At 49.5% G+C, this 18,402-nt stretch carries 17 protein-coding genes; 14 read left to right on the forward strand and 3 right to left on the reverse strand.

The genetic code is table 11. The features are described 5' to 3' along the window. The first annotated feature begins 27 nt into the window (after positions 1-27). The 11 genes from K9N75_RS01110 to hemB all read left to right on the forward strand — a co-directional run bounded on the left by K9N75_RS01110 (position 28) and on the right by hemB (position 10,898). Positions 28-1,836: a carbon starvation CstA family protein gene (locus K9N75_RS01110; RefSeq protein ID WP_004089370.1), complete on the forward strand. Its 1,809-nt coding sequence runs from the start codon at positions 28-30 to the stop codon at positions 1,834-1,836. A gap of 120 nt (positions 1,837-1,956) precedes the next feature. After that, positions 1,957-2,487, forward strand: a complete 531-nt coding sequence (locus K9N75_RS01115; RefSeq protein ID WP_008815889.1) for a DedA family protein — start codon at positions 1,957-1,959, stop codon at positions 2,485-2,487. Positions 2,488-2,608: 121 nt separating this feature from the next. Then, a complete protein-coding gene (gene rmuC, locus K9N75_RS01120; protein ID WP_175320595.1) occupies positions 2,609-4,141 on the forward strand; it encodes a DNA recombination protein RmuC in 1,533 nt (510 codons plus the stop codon). A gap of 103 nt (positions 4,142-4,244) precedes the next feature. Further along, positions 4,245-5,000, forward strand: a complete 756-nt coding sequence (gene ubiE / locus K9N75_RS01125) for a bifunctional demethylmenaquinone methyltransferase/2-methoxy-6-polyprenyl-1,4-benzoquinol methylase UbiE (protein WP_004089375.1) — start codon at positions 4,245-4,247, stop codon at positions 4,998-5,000. Positions 5,001-5,013: 13 nt separating this feature from the next. After that, positions 5,014-5,631, forward strand: coding sequence for a ubiquinone biosynthesis protein UbiJ (ubiJ, locus tag K9N75_RS01130; protein ID WP_008815891.1), 618 nt, complete (start codon positions 5,014-5,016; stop codon positions 5,629-5,631). Further along, the gene (ubiB, locus tag K9N75_RS01135) at positions 5,628-7,262 is read left to right on the forward strand and encodes a ubiquinone biosynthesis regulatory protein kinase UbiB (protein WP_008815892.1); all 1,635 of its coding nucleotides are present in this window, start codon (positions 5,628-5,630) and stop codon (positions 7,260-7,262) included. Before ubiJ ends, ubiB begins: the two co-directional genes overlap by 4 nt. A gap of 134 nt (positions 7,263-7,396) precedes the next feature. Continuing rightward, positions 7,397-7,666: a Sec-independent protein translocase subunit TatA gene (gene tatA / locus K9N75_RS01140; RefSeq protein ID WP_004089379.1), complete on the forward strand. Its 270-nt coding sequence runs from the start codon at positions 7,397-7,399 to the stop codon at positions 7,664-7,666. Positions 7,667-7,669: 3 nt separating this feature from the next. Beyond that, complete coding sequence (gene tatB, locus K9N75_RS01145; protein ID WP_008815893.1) at positions 7,670-8,224, forward strand: Sec-independent protein translocase protein TatB; 555 nt, start codon at positions 7,670-7,672, stop codon at positions 8,222-8,224. Positions 8,225-8,227: 3 nt separating this feature from the next. Continuing rightward, positions 8,228-9,016 carry a Sec-independent protein translocase subunit TatC gene (gene tatC / locus K9N75_RS01150; protein ID WP_224452137.1) on the forward strand — a complete coding sequence of 263 codons (789 nt, stop codon included), beginning with the start codon at positions 8,228-8,230 and terminating at the stop codon, positions 9,014-9,016. 62 nt (positions 9,017-9,078) lie between these two features. Then, positions 9,079-9,861: a 3'-5' ssDNA/RNA exonuclease TatD gene (gene tatD / locus K9N75_RS01155; RefSeq protein ID WP_224452138.1), complete on the forward strand. Its 783-nt coding sequence runs from the start codon at positions 9,079-9,081 to the stop codon at positions 9,859-9,861. A gap of 14 nt (positions 9,862-9,875) precedes the next feature. Beyond that, the gene (gene hemB, locus K9N75_RS01160; protein WP_008815895.1) at positions 9,876-10,898 is read left to right on the forward strand and encodes a porphobilinogen synthase; all 1,023 of its coding nucleotides are present in this window, start codon (positions 9,876-9,878) and stop codon (positions 10,896-10,898) included. A gap of 79 nt (positions 10,899-10,977) precedes the next feature. Here hemB and rfaH read toward each other — a convergent pair whose 3' ends face one another. Beyond that, positions 10,978-11,466, reverse strand: coding sequence for a transcription/translation regulatory transformer protein RfaH (gene rfaH, locus K9N75_RS01165; protein WP_008815896.1), 489 nt, complete (start codon positions 11,464-11,466; stop codon positions 10,978-10,980). Positions 11,467-11,719: 253 nt separating this feature from the next. On the opposite strand from rfaH, the gene pepE reads away from it, so the two are divergent. The 3 genes from pepE (at position 11,720) to fre (ending at position 14,856) form a co-directional block, all read left to right on the forward strand. Next, positions 11,720-12,445, forward strand: a complete 726-nt coding sequence (gene pepE / locus K9N75_RS01170; protein ID WP_008815897.1) for a dipeptidase PepE — start codon at positions 11,720-11,722, stop codon at positions 12,443-12,445. 152 nt (positions 12,446-12,597) lie between these two features. Further along, positions 12,598-14,106, forward strand: coding sequence for a 4-hydroxy-3-polyprenylbenzoate decarboxylase (gene ubiD, locus K9N75_RS01175; protein WP_008815898.1), 1,509 nt, complete (start codon positions 12,598-12,600; stop codon positions 14,104-14,106). Positions 14,107-14,154: 48 nt separating this feature from the next. Next, positions 14,155-14,856, forward strand: coding sequence for an NAD(P)H-flavin reductase (gene fre / locus K9N75_RS01180; protein WP_008815899.1), 702 nt, complete (start codon positions 14,155-14,157; stop codon positions 14,854-14,856). A gap of 122 nt (positions 14,857-14,978) precedes the next feature. Here the strand turns inward: fre and fadA are convergent, their stop codons facing one another. Together fadA and fadB are read right to left on the reverse strand one after the other, a co-directional pair. Then, the gene (gene fadA / locus K9N75_RS01185; protein WP_039189869.1) at positions 14,979-16,142 is read right to left on the reverse strand and encodes an acetyl-CoA C-acyltransferase FadA; all 1,164 of its coding nucleotides are present in this window, start codon (positions 16,140-16,142) and stop codon (positions 14,979-14,981) included. Between the two features lie 25 nt (positions 16,143-16,167). Next, on the reverse strand, positions 16,168-18,372 hold the full coding sequence (fadB, locus tag K9N75_RS01190; RefSeq protein ID WP_130976045.1) for a fatty acid oxidation complex subunit alpha FadB: 2,205 nt from the start codon (positions 18,370-18,372) through the stop codon (positions 16,168-16,170). Between the last annotated feature and the right edge of the window lie 30 nt (positions 18,373-18,402).

Genomic DNA, 18,402 nt, shown 5'->3' on the forward strand with positions numbered 1-18,402 from the left:
CTGAGAAATCCTCAGGAGATAATAACTATGCAACATGCAATTACATTCGTTATTGCTACGCTGTGTATCCTTACGATCTGCTACCGTTTGTACGGTATCTTTTTCGTAAAAAAGGTACTGCGTGCTGATGATAACGAAGTGACTCCATCACATACCTTTGAAGACGGGAAAGATTACGTACCTACCAAAAAGTGGGTTAACTTTGGTAGCCACTTTGCAGCAATCGCTGCTGCAGGGCCTTTGGTTGGACCGGTTCTTGCAGCGCAGTTCGGCTACCTGCCGGGCTTCCTTTGGTTGTTGATTGGCTGTGTGGTCGGCGGTGCGGTACATGATACCGTGGTGCTGTTCGCGTCCATGAAACATCAAGGTAAATCCTTATCTGAAGTGGCTAAATCCGAGCTAGGGCCGATTGCAGGCTGGTGTACGGGTTTAGCAATGCTGTTCATTATCACGATTACCATGGCCGGTTTGTCGATGGTGGTAGTGCACGCGCTGGAACGTAACCCTTGGGGGACTTTCGCCGTGTTTATGACCATTCCTATCGCTATTGGTGTGGGGTTGTGGGAACGCGTTACTGGTAGCATGAAAGGCGCGACTTACGTGGGTATCGCCGCGATCATGGCCTGCGTATTCTTCGGTCCTCATATCCAGAACACCACTTTTGGTGAGTGGCTGACGTTTAAAGCGACGACGGTAAGCCTGTTGCTGCCAGCGTATGCATTCTTTGCTACCGCGTTACCTGTATGGATGCTGTTGACGCCGCGTGGTTACCTTTCTAGCTTTATGAAAATTGGCGTGTTCGGCGCGTTGGTGATCGGTGTTATCTTCATTAACCCAGAAATTCAGTTCCCTGCGGTGACTCAGTTCATTCACGGCGGCGGCCCGGTTCTTGCTGGCCCAGTTTGGCCATTCATCTCGATTACCATTGCCTGTGGCGCAATCTCCGGTTTCCATGCGTTTATCGGTTCTGGCACCACGCCAAAACAGATCGACAAATGGAGCGATATTCTGCCGGTAGGTTTTGGTGCAATGTTGGCGGAGTGTGTGGTGGGTGTGATGGCGCTGATTGCGGCAACGTCTCTGCATCCTGCTGACTACTTTGCGATTAACTCAAGTGCGGAAGCGTGGGCGGGATTAGGCATGGATGTGGTTAACCTGCCTAAGCTAAGCGAAGAAATTGGTCTGGATCTTTATGGCCGTACCGGTGGTGCCGTTACGCTGGCTGTGGGTATGACCGATATCTTCATCCGTGTGCCATGGTTTAGCAGTTTGGCGTCTTATTTCTTCCAATTTGTCATTATGTTCGAAGCGGTGTTTATCCTGACCGCCGTTGACTCCGGTACTCGTGTAGCACGTTACCTGCTGCAAGACTTCCTAGGCGACCTGTGGGCTCCGCTGAAGCGTACTGACTGGCTGCCTGGGTCCATCTTCTGTTCTGTCATCGCCTGCGCGCTGTGGGGCTACCTGCTGAACTCTGGTGACATTAACTCGGTATGGGCGCTGTTCGGTGTCTCTAACCAGCTGATGGCTTCTGTTGGCCTCATTATTGGTGCCACGATCATCCTGCGTTTAGCGACTAAACGAGCTTATATGCTGACCTGTGTTATTCCGTTGGCGTACCTGTTTGTCACCGTAAACTATGCCGGTTATTGGATGATTAAGAACGTGTACTTCAACTCGGCGGCGAAAGGCTACAATATTTTCAACGGAACTATTTCTATTATCATGATGGTTCTGGGCGTGATTATCCTTATCTCTGCCCTACGTAAATGGCGTGAGCTGTGGTCTGTACGTGGCAAGGAACTTCGTGCTGAACAGACAACTGCAACGGCTTAATCGTTAGCGTTTCATCATTGTTTAAAACGGCCGATTTATCGGCCGTTTATTTTTGGTTAATCTACAACGCCACGTTATGCCGTATCCTGCCTGTTTAACCTCAATCGAGAGAGCTGCATCGTGACGTTAGATAGCATCATCCAGATAGTGGTTGAGTTTGTCCGCAACCATGAGCATTGGGCCATCCCAATCGTTTTCATTTTGGCTTTTGGCGAGTCGCTGGCATTTCTGTCTCTGTTACTCCCCGCTACGGTAATTTTGTTGGGGTTGGGTGCCCTCATCGGCGAGAGTGGAATTGCTTTTTGGCCGCTATGGATCGCCGCTAGCACAGGTGCGTTTATTGGCGATTGGGTTTCATACTGGGTTGGTGACCGCTACCAGCATCAGGTTGAGCATATGTGGCCGCTATCCCGCCATCCACAGATGATGGCTCGGGGTCATACCTTCTTTGAACGTTGGGGAACGTGGGGCGTGTTTATTGGCCGTTTTTTTGGTCCATTGCGTGCGGTCGTCCCTTTGGTTGCGGGGATATGTGGCATGCCGCAGCGCTATTTTCAGCTAGCCAATTTGCTGTCGGCGATTCTTTGGGGATTTGCCATGTTAGCACCCGGCGCATTTGGCATTCAGTGGCTCAATGGCTGGCTGGACTAAGTTCTCATTCTATTTCATACAATTTTGCGTACTGTTTCGCAGCCTTTGCGTATTCGCTCTGGACATCCATACAGTATATTATTACCGTGACGATCAGAAAGCGTTATAAGGCGGAGGCAGGGTGGATTCCAGCATATTTTATGGTGTAGCAGGTGCCGTCGTTGGCATGCTGGTGGGTTGGTTGATCGCGAGTTTACGAATACAACAGCAGCGGCTAACACTGGAAGGTGATTTGCGTCTGCACCTGCAAGAGATTGCACAGTATCAGCAAGAACAGCAGACGCTGATACAGCAACGCCAACAGCAAGAGCTGCAGCAGCGCGAGAAAGATCAAGAACTGCGTATGCTGCACAGTCAGCTTGCCGCAACTCAGGAGAAGCTGAATCAGCAATCCGTGTGGCGTAACGAGTGTGAGCAGCTAAATCAGGAGCTGCGTGCGCTGCGTGAGGTCAACAGCGCGCAAGAGGCTGAATTACGAGAAGTGACTATTCGTCTGGAAGAGACACGACTGGGAGCAGAAGAAAAACAGCGCTTGCTGGTCAACAGTGAGCAGCGCCTTAGTGCTCAGTTTGAAAATTTAGCTAATCGTATTTTTGAACATAGCGGAAAACGGGTTGAGGAGCAGAATCGCCAAAGTTTGAATAGCTTATTGAGCCCGTTACGCGAACAGCTAGATGGGTTTCGCCGTCAGGTGCAGGATAGCTTTGGGCAAGAATCGCGTGAAAGGCATACGCTGGCGCACGAAATCCGTAATCTTCAGCAGCTAAATGCACAAATGGCGCGTGAGGCGGTAAACCTGACTAAGGCTTTGAAAGGGGATAACAAAACACAGGGTAACTGGGGGGAGGTTGTCCTCAGTCGTGTCTTGGAAGCCTCTGGCCTGCGTGAGGGATATGAATATCAGACACAGGTGAGTGTTCAGGTTGGTACTAATAGCCGTATGCAGCCCGATGTTGTTGTGCGTCTGCCACAGGGTAAAGATGTGGTGGTCGACGCGAAAATGTCATTGGTGGCCTATGAGCGCTATTTCAACGCCGAAGATGACATGGTGCGTGAACTGGCTCTGCAGGAACATGTGGCTTCGGTGAAAGGGCATATTCGTCAGCTTGGGCGTAAAGATTATCAGCAGCTTCCGGGACTGCGCTCTTTGGACTATGTCCTGATGTTTATCCCAGTTGAGCCTGCTTTTTTAGCCGCCATCGACCGCGAGCCCGAACTGATTAGCGAAGCCCTAAGACATAACATTATGCTGGTGAGCCCAACAACGCTGTTAGTGGCGTTGCGTACTATTAGTAATTTATGGCGCTATGAACATCAAAGTCAGAATGCACAGAAAATCGCCGAACGTGCGTCGAAATTATACGATAAGATGCGTTTGTTCGTTGATGATATGGAATCTCTTGGGCAGAGTCTGGATAAATCGCAGGCAAGTTATCGTCAGGCAATGAACAAACTGGCACAAGGCCGTGGTAATCTGATAGGACAAGTCGAGAGTTTCCGCACTTTAGGGGTGGAAGTGAAAAGGCCGATAAGTCCTTCGCTTGCTGATGAAGCCCGACTGGAAAATGAACCCGAAGATGAGGAGTTTGCTGATCCTGCCGAGCAGGCGATACAGCAACCTACCATAAGAGTCGCCAACGGACTCGATGATTAAACACTGCTCCTTGCTTCGATAAGGCCGAGCACTGTTCGCACCAACGGGCAGCGCTTAATCGCGTAGATTCACAATCAATTAGATTAAAAGCAGGCTTAGAAAAATGGTAGATCAAACGCCAGAAACCACTCATTTTGGTTTCAAAACCGTCGCCACAGCTGAAAAAGCGGGCAAAGTTGCTCAAGTATTCCATTCCGTAGCGGCAAAATACGACTTGATGAATGATCTCATGTCATTTGGTATTCATCGTGTCTGGAAGCGTTTTACCATTGATTGCAGCGGCGTGCGCCGTGGGCAAAAGGTACTTGATCTTGCTGGTGGTACAGGCGATCTTGCAGCAAAATTCTCTCGCATTGTTGGCGAGCAGGGTGAAGTGGTTCTGGCAGATATCAACGACTCAATGCTTAAGATTGGGCGCGAGAAATTGCGTAATCTTGGCGTTATCGGCAATATTAACTACGTACAGGCCAACGCAGAAGCTCTGCCTTTCCCCGACAACCATTTTGACTGTATCACCATTGCTTTTGGTCTACGCAACGTCACTGATAAAGATAAAGCGTTACGCTCCATGTATCGTGTGTTAAAGCCAGGTGGACGCTTGCTGGTTCTTGAGTTTTCCAAGCCATTACTCGAGCCGCTCAACAAAGCCTATGATGCTTACTCATTCCATATCCTGCCGAAAATTGGCGAATTAGTGGCGCATGATTCTGAAAGCTATCGCTACTTAGCCGAATCGATCCGTATGCATCCCGATCAAGAAACGCTGAAGTCCATGATGGATGATGCCGGTTTCGAAAACACGACGTATTTCAACCTGACTGGTGGGATTGTTGCTTTACATCGTGGCTATAAGTTTTAACTGAAGGATCGTTATGCTGACCCCATTGCTAAATCCATTATTTACCGGTGCGATTGAAACGGCACTTAATCGAATGTTGTATCGTGACCGTGCGCTCAACAATGCGCGCCAGCGCCTGACGGGCAAGGTGCTGGGCGTTTTCGTCAATGAGATAAACTCACCGCTCTATCTGGTTTTTAGCGATAACCGTCTGGATGTTTTGGGCGCGTGGGAAGGCGACACAGAGTGCTGCGTTAAAACGCGACTATCCGTGTTACCGGAACTGCGTGACCGTCAACAGCTTACCGCGCTTATCCGCTCTGGCGATTTAGTCGTAGAGGGGGATATTCAGGTTGTGCAGCAATTTATCGGTTTAATGGATTTAGCTGAATGGGATCCCGCAGAGTTGTTAGCTCCCTATACGGGGGACGTCGTTGCTCAGGGCATGAGTATGTTTATACGCAAAGGTGCCCATTTTGTGGTGACTGGCAGCCAGCGTCAGCGACAATACATCGGTCAAGCTGTGACTGAAGAGTGGCGTTTAGCTCCAGGGGTTTTGGAAGCGGCTTGGTTTTCTGAAGAAGTTGATGCCGTCAGCCATCAGCTCGAAAGTCTGGAAACGCGACTTTCTCTGCTCGAGGATAAAATATGACGCCATCGGAACTGTGCCGATTTTATTTGATTGTTCGGGTTTTCCTTGCTTATGGACTAGATGAACTGATCCCGAAAATGCGCATCACGCTTCCGTTACGAATGGGGCGTCATCTGCTGTTCTGGATGCGTAACAAGCATAAAGACAAGCCTTTGGGCGAGCGTTTGCGCTTAGCATTACAAGAGCTAGGGCCTGTCTGGATTAAGTTTGGCCAGATGATGTCCACCCGTCGCGATCTTTTCCCTCCGATGATTGCCGATCAGCTTGCATTGCTACAGGATCGCGTTGCACCATTCGATGGTGCTTTAGCTCGTAAGCAAATTGAAGACTCAATGGGTGGCCCGCTTGAGCAGTGGTTTGATGATTTCGACCAAAACGCGTTAGCATCGGCGTCGATTGCACAGGTACATACCGCTAAGCTGAAAGAGAATGGTCAGGAGATCGTTCTGAAGGTCATTCGGCCTGACATTCTACCGATCATCAAAGCCGATGTTCGCCTGATGTATCGACTTGCTGGCTGGGTGCCTAAGCTCATGCCTGATGGCCGTCGTTTACGCCCGCGCGAAGTGGTGCGTGAATATGAAAAGACGCTGCTGGATGAGCTTAATTTATTACGAGAAGCGGCAAATGCGATTCAGCTGCGTCGTAATTTCGAAGGCAGCCCAATGCTGTATGTGCCAGAAATTTACTCCGACTATTGCCGTGAAAACGTGCTGGTTATGGAGCGGATCTACGGTATTCCAGTTTCTGATTTACCCGCTTTGCATGCGCAGAATACCAATATGAAACTGTTGGCCGAACGAGGCGTGCAGGTGTTCTTTACGCAGGTGTTCCGCGATAGTTTCTTCCATGCAGATATGCATCCCGGCAATATTTTTGTCAGTTTTGAGCACCCTGAGAACCCACAGTATATCGGTATTGATTGCGGGATCGTGGGGAGTTTGAACAAAGATGATAAACGTTATCTGGCTGAAAACTTTATCGCATTTTTCAACCGTGATTATCGCAAGGTTGCTGAGCTGCATGTTGACTCTGGTTGGGTTCCTCGTGATACCAACATCGAAGATTTTGAATTTGCAATTCGCACCGTTTGTGAGCCGATTTTCGAAAAGCCGCTGGCTGAGATTTCTTTTGGACATGTTCTGCTGAACCTTTTTAACACTGCGCGCCGCTTCAATATGGAAGTGCAGCCGCAGCTGGTTCTGCTGCAAAAAACGTTGCTGTATGTCGAAGGTTTAGGGCGTCAGCTCTATCCACAGTTAGACCTGTGGACCACAGCGAAGCCCTTCCTAGAAACATGGCTACGCGATCAGGTGGGTATACCCGCTATTATTCGTGCGTTAAAAGAGAAAGCGCCGTTTTGGGCTGAGAAGCTCCCTGAGCTCCCTGAGCTGTTTTATGATAGTTTGCAACAGCACAAAGTATTGCAGCAGAGCGTTGATCGGGTATTCGCTCAGCTAGATAAGCAACGTAATCGCCATGGGCGTTCACGATACTTGTTTGGGATTGGCGCTACACTATTACTGAGTGGTACGATCTTGGTCGCTGCGAAGATACCTGTTTGGCCAGCTTGGATTATTGCTGGCGGCTGTGTTGCTTGGATTGTTGGATGGCGTTACACCCGTCAGTAGATACCTCTTACGAGTGTTATATCGTTCTCAGCGCATAGTTTTAATTAATAGTTATTGGTTAGTAGTTCAATATTTCTGCGTGACTACCGTATAATGCGGCGCACGAATAACCCCTATCAATAGAGGTGATTAAAATGGGTGGTATCAGTATTTGGCAGTTATTGATTATTGCAGTGATCGTGGTGCTGTTGTTCGGTACTAACAAGCTGCGTACTCTGGGCTCCGATCTCGGGGCATCTATCAAAGGTTTTAAAAAGGCGATTGGTGACGAAGATAAAACGCCTCCATCGACTAACGCAAACAACAGTGCCGCACCACAGGATGCAGACTTTAAGTCTCTTTCTGAGCAGCAGCCAGAAGTGAAGAAAGAAGAATCTAAGAGCCAGAACAAAGAGCAGGTGTAAACCGTGTTTGACATCGGGTTTAGTGAGCTGTTGCTGGTAATGGTGATAGGCCTGGTTGTTCTAGGGCCTGAGCGGTTACCTGTTGCAGTGCGTACAGTGGCAGGATGGATTAGGGCGCTAAGATCTCTTGCGGCCTCTGTTCAGAATGAACTGTCGCAGGAATTAAAGCTGCAGGAGTTGCAGGATAGTCTGAAGAAAGCGGAAAGCGCAGGTCTTCAAAATCTTACGCCTGAGCTAAAAGCCTCAATGGATGAGCTAAAAGAAGCCGCAGAGTCGATGAAGCGTAGCTATCAGACTCAGGTGACTGAGCCTGTAGCAAAAGCGGCTGAAACCATCCATAAACCGGATGTGTCGGATCCTGAAGCGTTCCATGATGAAGTCGATGCGGACTTAAGAGAAGATGAACGCAAGCGTGCGGAAGCCGTTAAAGTGGATGCGACAAATGCAGCTTCGGTTGAGCCGGTAGCCACAGAGGACGTTTTGGTAAGCACTGAGCAACAAACAGTGAAAGCACCAGAGCAGCCTGTTCCCTCTCACTCTACAACAAGCGATCGTTAAAGCATGGCCGTTGATGATACCCAGCCGTTGATTAGCCATTTAATCGAGCTACGTAAGCGACTCTTAAATTCGATTATTTGTATTCTGGTGGTATTTCTGGCGCTGGTTTATTTTTCCAACGACATTTACCACCTGATTGCATCGCCGCTCATTAAGCAACTGCCTCAAGGCGCGAGCATGATTGCCACCGATGTCGCATCGCCGTTCTTCACGCCGATCAAGCTGACAATGATGGTATCAGTATTCATCTCTGCGCCGATGATTTTGTACCAAATTTGGGCTTTCGTTGCGCCTGCGCTTTATAAGCATGAACGCCGTTTGCTAATGCCGCTATTGTTCTCAAGCTCTCTGCTGTTCTATTTAGGCATGGCGTTTGCGTACTTTATCGTGTTCCCCTTGGCGTTTGGCTTTTTTGCCAAGACGGCGCCGGCAGGCGTTACTATTGCGACGGATATTAACAACTATCTCGACTTTGTCATGGCGTTGTTTATGGCGTTTGGCGTGTCGTTTGAAGTTCCGGTTGCGATTATTCTGCTGTGCTGGAGTAGTGTCACTACCCCAGAAGAGTTGAAAAAGAAACGTCCGTACGTCATCGTCGGAGCCTTTGTTGTGGGCATGCTGCTCACACCGCCAGACGTGTTTTCACAAACGTTGTTGGCAATTCCAATGTGCATCCTGTTTGAAATTGGCGTGTTCTTTGCTCGTTTCTATGTGGGAAAACGCCGTCCTCGTGATGATGATGAGGATGAAGGAAGCGAAGAAGATACTGACGAACAGCCAAAACAAGGCTGACACACTGAGTGCCAGAGGCCGCCGAAAGGGCGGCCTCTTTACTTTGATTTTGGAGTTATTCCATGCTGGATATTGGCGTTAATCTAACAAGTGGTCAGTTTGCCAAAGATGTCGACCAAGTGATTGAACGTGCGCGTAAGGCTAGCGTGAATGCTTTGATGGTCACGGGTACTGACGTGCAAGAAAGCCAACGGTCTATAGCGTTGGCGCGCGAATATCCGGGCTATTGCTGGGCGACAGCCGGCGTGCATCCGCATAACGCCAGTTCATGGAATAGCCAGACGGCGACACAGATATCGGCCTTGGCAGCTATGCCAGAAGTGGTTGCTGTGGGGGAGTGTGGGCTTGATTTCGACCGCAACTTTTCTACTCCAGCGGAGCAGGAGCGAGCTTTTAGTGCGCAGCTTGCATTAGCTGCAGATTTGAATAAGCCGCTGTTTTTGCATTGCCGTTCTGCGCATGACCGATTTATCGCGCTTTTGCGTCCGTGGCTCGGAAAAGTGCCGGGTGCCGTTGTACATTGCTTTACGGGCAGCCGTGAAGAGCTACATGAATGTTTAGATCTCGGACTTTACATTGGCATTACCGGATGGGTTTGCGATGAGCGACGTGGCCTTGAGTTGCGCGCAATGCTTCCAGAGATCCCAACTGAGCGTCTGTTGCTAGAAACTGACGCACCTTATTTACTGCCGCGTGATTTAGAAACCAAACCTAAATCGCGACGTAATGAACCCTGTTACTTACCACACATCGTTTCACAAGTGGCTGGCTGGCGTCAGCAGGATGTGGAGTGGTTGAAGCAGGTTACTGAAAATAATGCCCGTCAACTTTTCCGGCTGGCATAAGTAAGGAGAATAACGTGAGCTATGCATTTCCAGGTGCCTTCCCAGGCCGTCGTCTACGCCGTGTTCGTCGCCATGATTTCAGCCGTCGTTTAGTTGCTGAAAACGTCCTGACAGTAGACGATCTGATTTACCCCGTGTTTGTTATGGAAGGCAAAAATCATCAGGAAGAAGTTTCCTCAATGCCCGGCGTGCATCGTATGACCATCGATTTGCTGGTCAAAGAAGCTGAAGCCATCGCTAAATTGGGCGTGCCGGTATTGTCGTTGTTCCCCGTCATTGGCGCGGATAAAAAATCTCTGCATGCAGAAGAGGCATACAATCCAGATGGTTTGGTACAGCGGGCTGTTCGTGCGTTGAAAGATGCCGTACCAGAGCTAGGTTTGCTGACTGACGTGGCGTTGGATCCCTACACCACCCATGGTCAGGACGGTATTATTGATGCAGATGGCTATGTGATTAACGACATCACCAAAGAAATTCTGGTTCGTCAGGCGTTGTCACATGCAGAAGCCGGTGCTGAAATTGTTGCGCCAAGCGATATGATGGATGGCCGTATCGGTGCGATTCGCGATCAGCTTGAAGCACAGCAGATGGTAAATACTCAAATCATGGCGTACTCAGCCAAGTATGCGTCCTGCTACTATGGTCCATTCCGTGACGCGTTGGGCTCTTCTGGTAACCTGAAAGGCGGCAATAAGAAAACCTATCAGATGGATCCCGCAAACAGCGATGAAGCTTTACAAGAAGTCGCTCAGGATCTACAGGAAGGCGCTGATATGGTGATGGTGAAGCCTGGTATGCCATATCTGGATATGGTGCGTCGTGTGAAAGATACCTTTGGCGTGCCAACCTTCGCCTATCAGGTTTCTGGTGAATACGCGATGCATATGGCCGCGATTCAGAACGGCTGGTTACAAGAAAAACCTGCGATTATGGAGTCACTGATTTGCTTCAAACGCGCAGGAGCAGACGGAGTACTGACCTATTTCGCTAAGCGCGTAGCTCAGTGGCTGCATGATGCAGAAATGAATCGTTAATTCTACGCAGTAGAAGCATAGAGATAGACAAAACCGCCATGGGGCTCCATCGGCGGTTTTTTATTTATAGCTTCAAGCTCTATAGCTTTTCAAAATCGGTGTTTTCTACACTTTGCTGTACGGGTTTATTCAATAAGTTCAGCAGCAGAATGGCACGTTTTTCTCCGTCAGCTTCGGTATAGATAGCCTCGAATCCTTCAAAGGCGCCGCTGGTAATCACGACGGTATCACCTGGGGCCGGCGTATCAGGATCGACACACTCCGTTGGGGGCGCCATCATCAATTGCTTGATAACTTTAAACGGTATAGTGACTGGAAGTGCGCCAAATCGTACAAAGTGGCTCACTCCGCGTGTTGATTGCACGGTAGTGGTATGGACTCTTTCAGGATCAAGCTCGATAAACATATAGTTAGGGAACATCGGTTCCTTAACCTGCGTACGTTTACCGCGGACGATTTTCTCCAACGTAATCATTGGGGTGAAGCAAGGGATCTCTTGGCGTGATAAATGTTCTTTCGCACGCTCCAGTTGACCTCTTTTGCAATACAGCAGATACCACGATTCCATAACAACCCACGATTAAATGACTTACTCAAAGCATAACAAAAGGTCGATTCGATAGACAGTTTCGAGGTGGGAGCGTGCGTTTTTCCCGTTAGGTGCGCGATGATTTAACATTTTTTGCCACTTCAGGCAGAAGATCACAGCTAGACCCATAATTATTAGTTATAAATGTCGCCCCATAGACTAGCTGTAATAGAGTTGGTTTTCGGCGCGGCAAAGCGCAATAAGATCGTCCTCAATGTCAGGAGATATTTTCATGGAGTTGTTTTTACTGAGTAACGGCAAGGTTTCTGGTGAGTCTGAGTTGCTGGGCTACGCTAAGGGACCGATTCAGTCCATGCTGCTAAGCAAGAAGATTCGTTCGGCTGTGCTGGTGCCTTATGCGGTGATCCGTGGTGACTACGATGCGCGCGCCGCGGAGCTAGAGAATTCGTTAGGCATTAAGGTAACGAGCCTGCACCATTCAAGCGATCCGGTTAAAACGATTGAAGAAGCTGAGTGTATTCTGGTTAGCGGTGGCAATACCTGGTTGTTAAACCAAATGCTGCACGAAAAAGGGCTGGTTGTACCAATCCAACGGGCTGTTCGTGAGCGTGAGATCCCGTATATCGGTTGGAGTGCGGGGTGTAATGTGGCTACGCCAAGCATCCGCACCACAAATGATATGCCAGTACGCAACAGCGTTGTGCTTCCGGCTCTGGGGTTGTTCCCTGTGCAAATTAATCCCCATTACATCGATGCACACCTGAGTGGGCATATGGGAGAAACTCGTGATGAGCGTATCGCTGAATTCTGTGCGATAAATCCAAGCGAATATGTGATCGCGTTGCGTGAAGGTAGCTTGCTGCATGTGGCTGGGGATGAGTTGGAATACTACAGCGTGAAAGCACAGGGGTTTAAAGTGTTCCGCCACAATCAGGAAACTCAGGAGTATTTCGATACTCAGGCTTTAGCCGAGATGGTGCCTTTCCGCTGTCGTTAACTGCCCATGACTCGTATGAGCAAGCTGTGTTGCCGACCTCGGGTTAACGATAATGCTTACTAAAGCAATTAGTTATCTGTTTGTAACAAAAGTGCAGCAACTAAAGTGAAGAACGCTTATAATGGGTTCTTCACCAGCCCAATAAGAAAGCTATGAAATACCGTGACTTGCGCGAATTCCTCTCTTTGCTGGAACAGAGAGGTGAGCTAAAACGCATCAGCCAGCCAATCGATCCTTATCTGGAAATGACAGAAATTGCGGACCGCACCCTGCGTGCCGGTGGACCCGCTTTGCTGTTCGAAAACCCGAAAGGTTACGACATCCCCGTTTTATGTAACCTGTTTGGTACGGCAAAACGTGTTGCCTTGGGCATGGGGCAGGAGGATGTGAGTGCGCTGCGTGAAGTCGGTAAGCTGCTGGCGTTTTTGAAAGAGCCGGAGCCACCAAAAGGCTTCCGCGATCTGTTCGATAAGCTACCGCAGTTTAAGCAGGTGTTGAATATGCCGACTAAGCGGCTGAATTCAGCGCCTTGCCAAGAGTTAGTGTGGCAGGGCGATGATGTCGACCTTGGGCGTATACCGGTGATGCACTGCTGGCCTGAAGATGCGGCTCCGTTGATATCTTGGGGGCTGACAATTACGCGTGGCCCGCATAAAGAACGCCAAAATTTAGGTATCTATCGCCAGCAGGTGTTAGGTAAGAATAAAGTGATCATGCGTTGGCTGTCGCATCGCGGCGGGGCGCTTGATTTTCAAGAGTGGTGCCAAGCACATCCTGGTGAGCGTTTCCCTGTTTCGGTAGCATTGGGTGCCGATCCAGCCACGATTTTAGGGGCAGTAACGCCCGTGCCAGATACTCTCTCAGAGTATGCGTTCGCTGGCTTGCTGCGCGGTAATAAAACGGAAGTAGTAAAGTGTATTTCTAATGATTTAGAAGTACCTGCCAGCGCAGAAATTGTGTTGGAAGGTTATATTGAACCGGGTGAAATGGCACCGGAAGGGCCGTATGGCGATCATACCGGCTACTATAATGAAATTGATAACTTCCCTGTTTTTACCGTCACCCATATCACGCAGCGCCGCAACCCGATTTATCATTCCACTTATACTGGGCGTCCGCCGGATGAACCTGCGGTGATGGGATTGGCGCTGAATGAAGTGTTTGTGCCTATTCTACAAAAGCAATTTCCTGAGATTGTTGATTTCTATTTGCCGCCGGAAGGGTGCTCATACCGCATGGCGGTTGTGACCATGAAAAAACAATATCCAGGTCATGCGAAACGCGTGATGATGGGAGTGTGGTCATTCTTACGCCAGTTTATGTACACCAAATTTGTTATTGTTTGTGATGACGATATCAATGCGCGAGATTGGAACGATGTTATTTGGGCGATCACTACTCGAATGGATCCTGCTCGTGATACGGTAATGATTGAAAATACGCCGATAGATTACCTTGATTTTGCTTCGCCAGTGTCTGGATTGGGTTCCAAAATGGGACTGGATGCTACGAACAAATGGCCGGGTGAAACACAACGCGAATGGGGACGCCCCATTGTTATGGATGAAAAAGTCCGCACGCGGATCGATGCCATCTGGGACGAGCTGGCAATTCTGGAAGATAACCACACTGACGCTATGAAAAGCCGTAAGCCTGATTAGAGGTGGCTGTCTGGTTATGCAAAACCCATTATCCGATAGAGTAACTACATGACAACGTTGAGCTGTAAAGTCACTTCCGTTGAGGCTATCACCGATACGGTATATCGCGTTCGGTTGGTGCCGGAAGCTCCGGTTTCGTTTCGCGCGGGCCAGTATTTGATGGTTGAAATGGATGAGCGCGATAAACGTCCTTTCTCTATGGCATCTACGCCATTGGAAAAAGACTTTATCGAACTGCATATCGGCGCTTCAGAAATCAATCTTTACGCAATGGCCGTGATGGATCGAATCTTGAAGGATCGCGTCGTTAACGTTGATATTCCACACGGCGAAGCGTGGCTACGTGAAGAGGGCGATCGTCCATTAGTGCTGATTGCTGGCGGTACTGGGTTTTCTTACACTCGCTCGATTCTGATGATGGCGCTAGCGCAGAAACCAGAGCGTGAAATTGCCATCTATTGGGGCGGGCGAGAATCAAAATACCTGTACGATTTAGCCGAGTTGGAGGCGCTTCAAGAGCAGCATCCACAGTTGAAAGTTATTCCTGTTGTAGAACAACCGGAAGACGGCTGGAATGGTCGAACTGGAACGGTGTTGAGTGCGGTTTTACAAGATTATGGTTCCTTGGCGGATTACGACATTTACATCGCGGGTCGCTTTGAGATGGCCAAAATCGCGCGCGAACGTTTTTGTGCTGAACGAGAAGCTAAAGCGGATCACATGTTTGGTGATGCCTTTGCGTTTATTTGATATTACGCGCCAGCTGGCAGGTTGAATGACCTGCCGGTAGAAGACTGCTGACAGAAAGAAAAAACCCGCCCCTGACAGGCGGGAAGAACGGCAACTAAACCTCTGACAACGTACTAACTGGCTTAAACTCGCTCGAACACGGTCGCAATTCCCTGACCTAAACCAATACACATGGTGGCCAGACCAAACTGGACGTCACGGCGTTCCATTAGATTCAGCAGAGTCGTTGAAATTCGCGAGCCAGAGCAACCCAGCGGATGGCCCAACGCGATAGCCCCACCGTTGAGATTCACTTTCTCATCTAATACATCGAGCAACCCGAGATCTTTTAGGCACGGTAAGGTCTGAGCTGCGAAGGCTTCATTCAGTTCAAATTGCCCAATATCCGAAATACTTAACCCCGCTCGCTTTAATGCCAGTTGCGTGGCAGGTACTGGACCGTATCCCATAATAGAGGGATCGCAGCCTACAACAGCCATTGAGCGAATACGTGCACGCGGCGTTAAACCGAGTGATTTAGCGCGTGATTCACTCATCAACAGCATCGCTGAGGCTCCATCGGATAATGCAGAAGACGATCCCGCCGTGACGGTGCCATTGACCGGATCAAAGGCAGGTTTAAGCGCTGATAGGCTAGCGGCGGTGGTTTCTGGGCGAATCACTTCATCGTTAAACAACATTTTCAGCACGCCGTCGGCATCATGACCCGCAGTCGGAACGATTTCGTTTTTAAATGCACCGGATGTGGTTGCTGCATAGGCGCGCTGGTGCGAACGAGCAGCAAATTCATCCTGCATTTCACGGCTGATTTTGTGCATTTTCGCCAGCATTTCGGCGGTCAGTCCCATCATACCCGCTGCTTTAGCAACGGTTCGGCTTAAGCCAGGATGGAAATCAACGCCGTGGCTCATAGGAACATGCCCCATGTGCTCCACGCCGCCAATCATACTTATTTGGGCATCGCCGACCATAATTGCGCGAGCCGCATCATGGATCGCCTGCATGGACGAGCCACAGAGACGGTTAACGGTGTTTGCGGGGACGGTGTGTGGCAGTTCAGCTAATAATGCGGCGTTACGCGCAATATTGAATCCTTGCTCCAACGTTTGCTGCACGCAGCCCCAGTAGATGTCATCGATCTCTTTTGCATCTACATTAGGGTTACGGCTAAGCAGGGCTCGCATCAGATGAGCGGACAGATCTTCAGCTCTTACCTGACGATAAGCGCCACCTTTGGAGCGGCCCATCGGCGTACGGACGGCATCGATCACCACGACGTTTTCAATTGAACGGTTTTCCATGTTTCCTTCCTCAAGCCTGTTGAGCGGCGTTGGTGCCAATGGCGGCATCGGTCTCAATTGGAGCCGCGGCCGGATAATAGGTCGCGTTGGTTTCTGCTTTGGCTCGGAGGCCGGCTGGCACCTGATATAGTTCGCCTAAATGCTGATAACGCTGCGCCATTTCGACATATTGCGTGGTTCCAATGGTATCCAAATAACGGAATGCACCGCCGTGGAATGGAGGGAATCCAATGCCATACACTAACGCCATATCGGCTTCTGCTGGGCTTGCCACGATTTTCTCTTCGAAGCACCGCACCACTTCGTTGATCATTGGGATCATCATGCGAGCGATAATCTCTTCATCGCTGAAGTTTTCGTTCGATGGAGCAACTTCGGCTAGCAGCAAGGGAGTCTGCTCGTCCTGAACCTTACGTGGCTTACCCTTACTGTCCTGATCGTAACGATAGAAACCGACACCATTTTTCTGACCAAAACGCTGTGCATCAAACATCACATCTACTGCGTCACGGTAGTTTTTACTCATTCGTTGCGGGAAACCTTGTGCCATTACCGCCTGAGCGTGATGTGCTGTATCGATACCTACGACGTCGAGCAGATAGGCAGGTCCCATCGGCCAGCCAAACTGCTTCTCCATCACTTTATCGACCTGACGGAAATCAGCCCCGTCGCGCAGTAGCAAACTGAAGCCTGCAAAGTAAGGGAACAGTACGCGGTTAACAAAGAATCCTGGGCAGTCATTGACTACGATCGGTGTCTTGCCCATTTTTGTTGCATAGGCGACGACGGTTCCAATGGTTTGTTCTGATGTTTTTGCACCACGAATAATTTCGACTAATGGCATTCGGTGCACCGGATTAAAGAAGTGCATGCCGCAGAAATTTTCAGGGCGTTGTAGCGATGCAGCTAGCTGATCGATTGGAATCGTTGAGGTATTTGAAGCCAACACCGCATCGGGTTTTATCAATGATTCGGCTTCAGACAACACGGCCGCTTTGATCTTAGGATTTTCAACGACAGCTTCTACCACTATCTGCGCCTGCTCGATCCCTGCGTAGTTCAGGGTTGGCTGAATCGTAGAAATAATCTGTGCCATTTTCAGGCCGTTGATTTTTCCTCGCTCTAGCTGTTTGTTCAGCAATTTTCCTGCTTCATTCATACCAAGCTGTAGCGATTTTTCACTGATGTCTTTCATCAATACAGGAACGCCTTTCAGCGCTGATTGGTAGGCAATGCCACCTCCCATAATACCGGCGCCAAGTACTACGGCATGTGTAGGTACTTGTCCTGACTGAGCGAGTTTTTTCGCTTTACCTTTCACAAACTGGTCGTTCAGGAAAATCCCGACTAAAGCACGCGCTTGCGTTGTGCGAGTTAACGGTACAAAACTTGCTGTTTCAAGCTTGAGGGCTTCAGTACGTTTCAAACCCGCAGCGGCTTCGATGGTTTTCACCGCGGTAATGGGGGCGGGGTAATGTTTACCCGCGGTCTGCATGACCATGCCTTTGGCGGTGGTAAAGCTCATCAGTGACTCAATTGGACTGAGCTTCAATGGTTCCAATTTCGGCTGGCGGTATGCTTGCCAATCAAGTTGGCCATCAATTGCCTGACGCAGCATATTGAGTGCGCCGCTAATCAGTTTATCTTGCGGAACAACTGCATCAACCAGACCGACTTTTAGCGCTTGTTCTGCTCCGATATCTTTGCCCGCAGCGATAATTTCCAACGCACTATCGGCGCCGAGTAAACGAGGTAGGCGAACAGAACCGCCAAAGCCCGGCATAATGCCGAGTTTGGTTTCCGGTAAACCGATGCGGATATCCGGTGTGGCAATACGGAAATCAGTGGCTAGCACACATTCACAGCCGCCGCCTAGTGCGTAGCCGTTAACGGCCGTAATCGTAGGCACGGGCAGATCTTCTAGGCGATTGAATACGCTGTTGGCAAAATTGAGCCACTCTGTCAGCTTTTCTGTTGGTGCAGCAAAGAGTGATAAGAATTCAGTAATATCTGCGCCTACGATAAAGGCGGCTTTGGTGGAGCGCACTAATAGGCCACGCAGCTGCGGCTGTTTTTCAAGCACGTCGAGTGCCGCCCCCAAGCTGGCAACAGTTTTAGTATCCAGCTTGTTAATCGCGGCTGGGGCATCAAATACCAGCTCGGCAATGCCATCTTCGAGCCAGTTTACATGTAGGTTTTCGCCTTGGTAGAGCATCGTGATCTCCTAAATCAGCGCAGTTGATCT

The sequence above is a fragment of the Hafnia paralvei genome (assembly GCF_020150375.1).
In the GTDB taxonomy this organism is placed as follows: domain Bacteria; phylum Pseudomonadota; class Gammaproteobacteria; order Enterobacterales; family Enterobacteriaceae; genus Hafnia; species Hafnia paralvei.